This is a genomic window from Palaeococcus sp. (in: euryarchaeotes), from assembly GCF_053987695.1.
In genome coordinates, this window is sequence record NZ_JBMXHE010000023.1 from 1 (window position 1) to 8,943 (window position 8,943).

Sequence of the window (8,943 nt, forward strand, 5' to 3'; positions counted from 1 at the left end):
TAAGTTGTGAAACACCCACATCACGGAGGGCAAGGCAAATGCATCGACGTTTTTCGTCCTTCGCCAAAGCCTAACACCCTCCCCGAAGAGAACACCCCAATACAAGCCAAATAGGAGAACTAAAAAATGCCAGAATGGGATCAATGCTTCAAATCCCAGAAAAACAATAGAAGCGAGCCAGAGAGGTGAAAAATACCCCTTCCTAATTGCCATTGCCTTTACTACCCCATAATTGAATGACTGCTTTAAAAATCCTTTCCAAGTTGACCGAGCATAGTAATGACTTTTGATGTCAGGATTAAAGAACATCTTGTATCCTTTTTTGTTTATCCTAAGGTTAAACTCAAAATCATTCCCAACTATCATATCTTCATCAAAGAAACCAACTTTCTTAACTACTGTATCTCTTTCGTACATTGCATAGGCTATGGTTTTGGCAAAATGCGGTTTCGTTGAGTACCTGTACGAACTACTACCAGAGAGAGGAGAAACATATATAAGCCCAACAAACTTTGCTAGCCGATTTTCGTATAGATTATCATGAGTCCCCCCAACGGCCACTAACATTGGCTCCTTCTCCTTAACTTCCAAAAATGTCTCCACACTTCTACGAAGGAAGTCGCGCTCCGGGTAAGCGTGGGCACCAAAGATAATGAAGAAATCCCCCCTTGCCTCTCGGATTCCCATGTTAAAGGCATAGACCTGTCTTCTCTTCAGATTTTTTCGGTATTTCACAAGCTCTGGATATCTACGCTGAAACTCTTTAACTATCTCTGCAGTTTTGTCGGTGCTCATCCCATCGAAAACTAAAATTTCATATCGATCCTTTGGGTAATCCTGACTAACCCACTCTTCAAGACATTTTCCAATATATTTCTCCTCATTGTACGCAGGAATTATAACAGTTACAAATGGAAGCTCCATTATTTCACCCGATACTTTTTTATTATTGAGTACTGTTTATAGATTGGTGTGTTCAATGGCTCAAAAGTATTTCGTTCATCCTTTGGCTGTTGTTGAAGAAAACGTTGAAATCGGAGAAGGAACCAGAATATGGCACTTCGCTCACATAAGAAAAGGCGCCAAAATAGGGAAGAACTGCAACATTGGGAAGGACGTGTATATTGACGTGGGAGTTGAGATAGGTAACAACGTTAAAATCCAGAATGGAGTAAGCGTTTATCATGGAGTTAAGGTTGAAGATGATGTTTTCCTCGGCCCGCATATGACGTTCACCAACGACCTCTATCCGAGAGCCTTCAACCAAGACTGGGAAGTTGTCCCAACACTCGTTAAAAAAGGTGCTTCTATAGGAGCCCACGCGACAATAGTTTGCGGCGTAACAATCGGCGAGTACGCAATGATTGGCGCTGGAGCCGTCGTCACCAAGGATGTCCCGCCTTTTGGGCTGGTATTTGGAAATCCAGCTAGACTTAAGGGCTTTGTATGTTATTGTGGGAGGAAATTGGAGGAGAAAATCGGAGAAGACGAGAGTGGAATAATCTTTAAGTGCTCCCACTGCGGGAAGGAAGTTAAAATTAGAAGGGGAGATTATGAGCAGTACTTGAAGGAAAAAGAATTGTGAGGTGCCTTAAATGATTCCAATTGCAAAACCCTTAATCGGGGATGAGGAGATTAATGCTGTTATTGAAGTTTTGAAGAGTGGCATGTTGGCCCACGGGAAGGAAGTTGAGGCTTTTGAAAGAGAATTCGCCCGGTACTTGGGGGCAAAACATGGCATAGCGGTTGCCAACGGGACGGCCGCACTGGACGTTGCCCTCAAAGCACTCAAGATAGGCGAAGGGGATGAAGTTATCACAACACCCTTCACCTTCATAGCCTCAGCCAATTCCATACTCTTCCAAGGGGCTAAACCTGTTTTTGCTGACATTGATCCTAAAACCTACAATCTCGATCCAAACGATGTTCTTGAAAAAATAACAGACAAAACCAGGGCAATAGTAGTTGTCCACCTTTACGGTCAGCCGGCTGACATGAAAGCCTTCAAAGAGATTGCCGAGGATTACAAACTTTATTTAATTGAAGACTGTGCTCAGGCTCATGGAGCTGAGTTTGAAGGGCAGAAAGTTGGAACTTTTGGAGACATTGCGGCATTCAGCTTCTATCCGACCAAAAACATGACGACGGGCGAGGGCGGAATGATAATAACAAATGATGAAGAGCTCGCGAGGAGGGCCGAGCTGATAAGAAACCACGGGCAGGCTGAAAAGTACTTCCACGTTGAACTTGGCTACAACTTGAGAATGACCAACATAGCTGCAGCGATTGGAAGGGCCCAGCTCAAAAAACTCGATGGGTGGAACTCCAAGAGAATTGAAAATGCCAAACTTTTGACTGAAGGAATAAGCAAGATTAACGGTTTAACTCCGCCTCACGTTGATTCTCGCGTAAAGCACGTCTTCCACCAGTACGTGATTAAAGTGGAGGAGAAATTCCCATTAAACAGGGATGAGTTAGCCCAAAAGCTTAGAGAAAAAGGCATTGGAACGGGAATTCACTATCCAATGCCCGTCCACCACCAGCCGTTCTATCAAAAGCTCGGTTATCCAAAAGAGGATTGTCCAAACGCTATTGAAGCCTCAAAGCGTGTTTTGAGCTTACCAGTACATCCAGCAGTTAGTAGAGATGACATAGGATATATAATTCAAACTCTCGAGGAGCTTTCCTCCTAACGTGGGTGGTTGCAATGCTTAGGGTTGGTGTTGTCGGCGTTGGGAACATGGGGTACCATCACGCGAGAATTTACTCCGAGTTAGCAAAAGAAGGACGAGTAAAACTCGTTGGTGTGGCCGATGCAAACTTTGAGCGTGCTAAGGAAGTGACCAAGCGTTTTAACACGATTCCATACGCCGATTACAAAGAATTGGCTAAAGAAGGCTTGGACGCTGTTAGTATTGCAGTTCCAACTTCCCTCCACAAGCAGGTTGCTTTAGAGTTCATTAAAAATGGCATCCACGTTTTGGTTGAAAAACCAATAGCAGAGAGCATAGAGAGTGCCAAAGAGATAATTAAAGCGACAAAAGAGGAAAACGTCGTTTTAATGGTTGGACACGTAGAGCGCTTTAACCCAGCAGTTTTGAAACTTAAAGATATAATCAACGCAGGAATTTTAGGAGAAATTGTGACGATGAACGCCAAAAGAGTCGGGCCGATGGTCGTGCGGATTGCGGATGTAGGAGTAATAATAGACCTAGCCGTCCATGACATTGATGTAATGAGCTTCTTGGCAAATTCAAGAGTAAAAGAGGTCTATGCAAAAGCAAGGAACGTCAAACACCCCGCAAATGTTGATGATTACGCTCTGATCATGCTGACCTTCGAAAATGAGATCAGCGGTGTTGTTGAAACCAACCGTTTAACCCCGCACAAAACAAGAACACTGAATATCGTGGGAACCAAAGGAATAGCGTACTTAGATTACATAAACCAGAGCTTGACAATCTACGACGAACAATGGATTAAAGAAGCAAAAATAAATAAGAGAGAACCTTTGAGAAATGAGCTCGAGCACTTCATCGAGTGCGTTGAGAGCAAAAAGAGACCGTTAGTATCGGGAGAAGAAGGACTCCACGCGTTGGAGGTAGCGATTAGTGCCTTAGAGAGTGCAAAAGAAGACAAAATAGTCAAACTGGGTGAATAAGATGAAGCTCATGGGGTTGAGTAGGGAGGAAGTTAAGAGGGCTTTCAAAAATGGTGAGTTCACAATAGCCGTTTACGGTATGGGTAAGATGGGGCTACCCTTGGCTGCTGTTTTTGCTGATCACGGTGCTAATGTAATTGGCGTGGACATTAACGAGAGAGTCGTTAAAATGATCAACAATGGAGAAAATCACGTTAAAGAAGAACCCGGCCTGGACGAACTCGTTAGAAAAAACGTTGAGGCCGGACACTTGAGAGCAACAACAGATGGTGTCTGGGCCGCAAAACAAGCGGATATCATGGTTATTCTGGTGCCAACCCTTACCGATGAGAGAGGCAACATGAAGCTCGGGCCGGTCTATGATGTCGCGGAGAAAATTTCCCAAGGGCTTGAAAAGGGGGATATCGTCATCACGGAAGCTACCATGCCGCCGGGAACTACTGAAAGCTTAATTCCAATTCTTGAAAAGAGCGGCTTAAAGCCCGGTGAGTTCGGATTAGCTCACGCTCCAGAGAGAACAATGACAGGAACTGCAATTAGAGATATCACAGGCCAGTATCCTAAGATAGTTGGAGCGAGTGATGAAAAAACATTAGAAGCAGTTATTGGCATTTACGAGACTATCAACAAGAAGGGAGTAATCCCAATGAGTTCTATAAAAGCAGCCGAGGCCGTTAAGGTCTTTGAAGGTGTTTATAGGGATGTAAACATTGCTCTAGCCAATGAGCTCGCCATGTGGTGCGAGGAGCATGGTTTAGATGCGCTCGAAGTGTTCCGGGCGGCAAACACTCAGCCCTACTGCCACCTGCACATGCCCGGTGCCGGGGTTGGAGGGCACTGCATCCCAATATACCCATGGTTTGTTATTAATTTGGCTAAAAAGAGCAATCCGCGCTTGGTTAAGACTGCTAGAGAGATTAACGATTCGATGCCTCACCATATCGTTGAGCTTACGATAAAGGGGCTCAACCAAGTCGGACAGCCCGTAAAGGGAAGCAACATCCTCATACTTGGTTTGACATTCAGAGGAGGCGTTAGAGAGTTCATGAAGAGTGCAGCGATTCCAGTAATAAAGGAGCTAAAAGAGTGGGGGGCTAACATTTACGCTTATGATCCACTCTGCACTCCAGAGGACGCGGAGCGCTTTGGTGCCGAATGGAAGGAGGACTTCAAAGACATTGATGTCATCGTGATAACCGCGGATCATAAAGAGTTTAAATCACTGAACCTTAAAGAAATAGCAGAACAAGTTAGGAACAAAATCATAATAGATGGAAGAAACGTCCTTGAACCAGAAAAAGTCCAAAAACACGATTTCATATATCTGAGAGTCGGAAGTATATGAATAATCACTGCAATTTCACTACTTTTTTAAACCCTCCCGGTGATGAAAGGTTAGGTGAGTTAAATGAGCACCAACTTAATCATCGCACTGCTTATCATAGGAGGCTTCTGGGCCATATTGTACGCACTCTTTGGTAGAAAAAAAGAAGAGGAGTTCAAAGAGGAAGGGCTCGAGGTTGACCTCTTCGTGGCAATGTGGAGAACCAAAAGACTCCTCAGATTTATAGATAAAGTCTCAAGAAGATGGAGAACTTTCTGGAAGGGCTATTCCACCATTGGAATTGTTATAGGGTTTGCCGGAATGTTCTACGTTTTCTACGTATTATTCAAAACCGCAATGACAACCCTAACAGCTAAAACACATGCCCCAGGTGTCCAATTGGTGATTCCTGGAATAACCGTGCCCCTCTGGTATGGATTAATAGGATTAATCGTTGTCATGATAGTTCACGAGCTCAGCCACGGCTTTGTTGCAAGAGCCGAAAAATTGAGTTTAAAATCCGTTGGACTCGTTCTCTTCGCTGTAATCCCCGGAGCATTCGTTGAACCCGATGAGGATGAACTCAAAAAGGCACCCTTATTGAGCAGGCTTAGAGTCTATGCCGCAGGCTCAATGGCAAATATAGTAACAGCCCTAATAGCAATTCTCCTGTTGAACTATGCATTAACACCTATCCTAGCTCCAAACGGCGTTGAAATATCCAACCTAGATCCCAACGGACCTGCAAAGAACTTCCTCATGAAAGGGGATATAATCATAGGGATAAACGGCGAACAGATAAAAACGATAGACGAATTCATGAACTTCATGAACAAAACAACCGCCGGGGAAGTTATAACTCTCAAGGTTATGCGGGATGGAATCATTAAAGAGTTTAAGGTAACCCTGGGAGAGCATCCCCAGAGCCCTGGAAAGGGATATTTGGGAATATACCCGGCACAAAGCCTCACATCGAAGGTCGGCTTCGATAATGTGGTGCTCCCTCTAGCGTTCTCACTCTACTGGATATACATACTAAACTTCGGAATAGGACTCATGAACCTCTTCCCCCTCGTGCCCTTGGATGGAGGGAAGATGCTTGACGACGTTCTCAAGGAGTACCTGCCGGAGAAAATTGCAAAGCCCATGAGCTACTTTATAATAGGAGTTGGGCTCTTTTTGCTGACCGTGAATTTGGTTCCTGCATTTAAAGGGCTCCTCGGGTGATCTCATGATCCAAATTGGAATAGCAGGCTCAAGCGACTCCAAACCCTTAGAAAAGGCGGAGAAGAAAGCTAGAGAGTTTGCAAGAGAGCTGGCAAAACACGATGCAATCCTTCTGACAGGAGGGAGAGGAGGAATAATGCGTGTAGTGAGTGAAGAATTCTCAAAGCTGGGCGGAACCGTGGTAGGAATACTCCCAGAGAAGGCAGAAGGAAATGAGTTTAACACCATCAGAATAAAGAGTGGTATGGATTTTGTGGAGAGGAGCGCAATACTCGTAAATTCCTCCGATGTTTTTGTAATTCTGGGGGGAGGCGTTGGAACCATGATAGAAGCCCTAATGGCATACAACCTTCGAACTCCCCTTGTAATTCTCACGGATACAGGATATGAGAGTGATGAGCTTGAGCACTTAGCAAAGGAGGGATACTTTGATCACAAGAAAATAGAAAAGGTTGAATTCACAAATGACCCTAAGGAAGCCGTTGAAATAGCTTTGAGACTAGCTAAAGCTTAATCAAGGGGCTCAATCTTCCCCTTCCCCACTGTGAGCTCATACTTCTTCGGCTCAAAGTTCGGAAGCGGAGACTTTCTAACGAACATCTCCTCCACCCCGACCCCCGAAGAGGTGAACTCTATAATATACTGGCTGTAGAGTGCCACCCAGGACACGAACTCCTTCGAGACCCGATCCCTATTTAGAAGGATTATGTTCACTGGTCTCTTCCTCTCCTCTGTCAGGCGGGCCCTCTCCTTCTCAGCAAGATTCTTTTGAAGTATCTTTATAAGATTCTTCTCACCAAGAAGGAACGCCAGACCATCGAAAGTTACGCTAACTCCCACGGGTCTCCTATCTCCTATGCGCTCCATAAGGAGCTTTCTGTAAAGATTGAGGTATTTTGGGAGGTATGTGGAGGTATCAACATTATCCACGGTGTGGATATAGGGCAGATTGTAGTCGATGTTATAAAAAGAGGCAAACATATCAAGTATATCCAGATCCCCGCTCTCCCCATAGTTACGAAGATCAAAACCTATTCCGTTAAACTCCATCTCCATCAAAGTTACGGGCATGCTGTTGTTTATAATAACCCCAAAATCCCCCTCTTTCATTCTATTCTCCATTATTTTCATCCCGAGCCCCCAGCCTAGAGAGTAAGTATCGTAGACTATCAGTGTTATGCTATCCTCCAAAAGCCCTCCTCCAAGAGCATCATCCAGTCTTTTAATCCCGGTGCTCAATAGTTCCACTATATTCACCCGTAGGAATTTCACCTCATTTATAATAAAGTTTTTCGTTGTTCGAGGTTGGAGCATTAAGTCTTCTACATTTTAATCATCTGAATAAGGTTTGACAGGATTATTTTTCCAAAAATTTCCGTAAATATCGAAGCAGGCAACCTACACCGCCACGATTTTTGCTCCAAACCTCATTGTTCCCAATAGATTTTGCTATTCAGCACGGGGACACTTTTTTAAGCATTTACCCATTTCTTGGATTGAGGGAAGAAAATGAAGTGCAGCAAATGCGGAAGGGAAGCGGTTTATCACGCCAAATATGAGGGCAAATACTACTGCCACAAGCACTTCAATGAAATGGTTGAGAGCAAGGTAAAGCAAACGGTGAGAAAATACCATTTGATCGAAAGAGGAGAGAGAATAGCCGTTGGCGTGAGTGGAGGTAAGGACAGCATTGTTTTGCTCCACCTCCTAGCCAAACTTCAAAGAAAATTCCCCTTCGAGCTCGTGGCGATAACCATTGACGAAGGCATCGAAGGATACAGACCGCCAAGCATTGAAGTCGCTAAGAGGAACGCCAAACTTCTTGGGATAGAGCACCACATATATTCCTTCAAGGAATATTTCGGCTTTTCTTTAGATGAGACCGTTGAGATAATGGGGAGCTTTGAAAGAGGTGAAAGAGTGGGAGCATGTTCTTACTGCGGTGTGTGGAGGCGCTGGCTGTTGAATTATGCATCCCAAGATGTTGGAGCGGATAAATTGGCCGTAGGACACAATTTGGATGATGAAGCCCAAGTATTTTTGATGAACATAATGCGCGGTGATATAGCCCGCCTGGGAAGAACAGGCCCCTACTATGAAGTAATCCACGAAGGACTTGTGCCGAGAATAAAACCTCTAAGAGAAGTGCCCGAAAAGGAAATCGTTCTCTATGCCCTCCTAAATAACATCGAAGTGGATTTGGAAGAGTGCCCCTATGCAGTAGAGGCATTTAGGGCTGAGATTAGGGATTGGGTAAATGAGATGGAGGAGAAGCATCCGGGAACGAAATATCAAATTTTGAGGAGCTACGACAAGATGTATCCCCTCCTAGCGAAGACATACGCAAAGCGTGATTTGGGAAGATGTAAGATTTGCGGACAGCCAACAAACGGTGAGATATGCAAGGCATGCCAGTTCAAACTTAAAGTCCAGGAAAAAGCAAAGGAAAAAGGTTTAACATTTAGAGTTGAGTGATCCGCTTTTTTTTTGAAATTTTATTCAAGGGCAAATTATTTAAGGTTAAATAATTTAAAGTTAAATAATCCAAAGCAGCATAATTTAAGAAAAGAAAAAGCTCAAAGGATAAGGGAAACCAAGTCCCAAATAGCTTTCTCCGGGTCTTTTGCCTTCGTAACGCCAGAAGCTAAGAGGACGCCAACGCTTCCCAGTTCTAAAGCCTTCTTAACATCTTCGCCCGTTGAGATGCCCGCACCCGTGAGAACACCTACGC

The 8,943-nt window shown here is 44.3% G+C and carries 9 protein-coding genes and 1 pseudogene; 7 read left to right on the top strand and 3 right to left on the bottom strand.

All coding sequences use genetic code 11. The features are described 5' to 3' along the window. On the bottom strand, positions 1–924 hold a 924-nt coding region (locus ACXJGZ_RS01960), incomplete at its 3' end, for a glycosyltransferase family 2 protein (RefSeq protein WP_456398144.1). A gap of 55 nt (positions 925–979) precedes the next feature. On the opposite strand from ACXJGZ_RS01960, the gene ACXJGZ_RS01965 reads away from it, so the two are divergent. The 6 genes from ACXJGZ_RS01965 to ACXJGZ_RS01990 all read left to right on the top strand — a co-directional run bounded on the left by ACXJGZ_RS01965 (position 980) and on the right by ACXJGZ_RS01990 (position 6,726). Next, positions 980–1,585, top strand: coding sequence for an acyltransferase (locus ACXJGZ_RS01965; protein WP_456398146.1), 606 nt, complete (start codon positions 980–982; stop codon positions 1,583–1,585). Positions 1,586–1,595: 10 nt separating this feature from the next. After that, the gene (locus ACXJGZ_RS01970; RefSeq protein ID WP_456398148.1) at positions 1,596–2,693 is read left to right on the top strand and encodes a DegT/DnrJ/EryC1/StrS family aminotransferase; all 1,098 of its coding nucleotides are present in this window, start codon (positions 1,596–1,598) and stop codon (positions 2,691–2,693) included. Positions 2,694–2,707: 14 nt separating this feature from the next. Beyond that, on the top strand, positions 2,708–3,661 hold the full coding sequence (locus ACXJGZ_RS01975) for a UDP-N-acetylglucosamine 3-dehydrogenase (RefSeq protein WP_456398150.1): 954 nt from the start codon (positions 2,708–2,710) through the stop codon (positions 3,659–3,661). 1 nt (position 3,662) lies between these two features. After that, complete coding sequence (locus tag ACXJGZ_RS01980; protein WP_456398152.1) at positions 3,663–5,006, top strand: nucleotide sugar dehydrogenase; 1,344 nt, start codon at positions 3,663–3,665, stop codon at positions 5,004–5,006. A 63-nt stretch (positions 5,007–5,069) separates the two neighbouring features. Continuing rightward, on the top strand, positions 5,070–6,212 hold the full coding sequence (locus ACXJGZ_RS01985; RefSeq protein WP_293255671.1) for a site-2 protease family protein: 1,143 nt from the start codon (positions 5,070–5,072) through the stop codon (positions 6,210–6,212). Between the two features lie 4 nt (positions 6,213–6,216). Continuing rightward, positions 6,217–6,726: a TIGR00725 family protein gene (locus ACXJGZ_RS01990; protein WP_456398155.1), complete on the top strand. Its 510-nt coding sequence runs from the start codon at positions 6,217–6,219 to the stop codon at positions 6,724–6,726. Here ACXJGZ_RS01990 and ACXJGZ_RS01995 read toward each other — a convergent pair. After that, positions 6,723–7,469: an RAD55 family ATPase gene (locus ACXJGZ_RS01995; RefSeq protein ID WP_456320669.1), complete on the bottom strand. Its 747-nt coding sequence runs from the start codon at positions 7,467–7,469 to the stop codon at positions 6,723–6,725. The genes ACXJGZ_RS01990 and ACXJGZ_RS01995 overlap by 4 nt on opposite strands. A 252-nt stretch (positions 7,470–7,721) precedes the next feature. On the opposite strand from ACXJGZ_RS01995, the gene ACXJGZ_RS02000 reads away from it, so the two are divergent. Then, positions 7,722–8,687 carry a TIGR00269 family protein gene (locus tag ACXJGZ_RS02000; RefSeq protein WP_456320670.1) on the top strand — a complete coding sequence of 322 codons (966 nt, stop codon included), beginning with the start codon at positions 7,722–7,724 and terminating at the stop codon, positions 8,685–8,687. A 101-nt stretch (positions 8,688–8,788) separates the two neighbouring features. On the opposite strand, the pseudogene ACXJGZ_RS02005 reads toward ACXJGZ_RS02000, so the two are convergent. Next, positions 8,789–8,943, bottom strand: a pseudogene (locus tag ACXJGZ_RS02005) (triose-phosphate isomerase); the annotation flags it as partial.

What these genes read in the sequence shown, in the direction of transcription:
- ACXJGZ_RS01965 (WP_456398146.1), top strand. Translation starts at nt 980, where the DNA reads ATGGCTCAAAAGTATTTCGTTCATCCTTTGGCTGTTGTTGAAGAAAAC.
- ACXJGZ_RS01970 (WP_456398148.1), top strand. Translation starts at nt 1,596, where the DNA reads ATGATTCCAATTGCAAAACCCTTAATCGGGGATGAGGAGATTAATGCT.
- ACXJGZ_RS01975 (WP_456398150.1), top strand. Translation starts at nt 2,708, where the DNA reads ATGCTTAGGGTTGGTGTTGTCGGCGTTGGGAACATGGGGTACCATCAC.
- ACXJGZ_RS01980 (WP_456398152.1), top strand. Translation starts at nt 3,663, where the DNA reads ATGAAGCTCATGGGGTTGAGTAGGGAGGAAGTTAAGAGGGCTTTCAAA.
- ACXJGZ_RS01985 (WP_293255671.1), top strand. Translation starts at nt 5,070, where the DNA reads ATGAGCACCAACTTAATCATCGCACTGCTTATCATAGGAGGCTTCTGG.
- ACXJGZ_RS01990 (WP_456398155.1), top strand. Translation starts at nt 6,217, where the DNA reads ATGATCCAAATTGGAATAGCAGGCTCAAGCGACTCCAAACCCTTAGAA.
- ACXJGZ_RS02000 (WP_456320670.1), top strand. Translation starts at nt 7,722, where the DNA reads ATGAAGTGCAGCAAATGCGGAAGGGAAGCGGTTTATCACGCCAAATAT.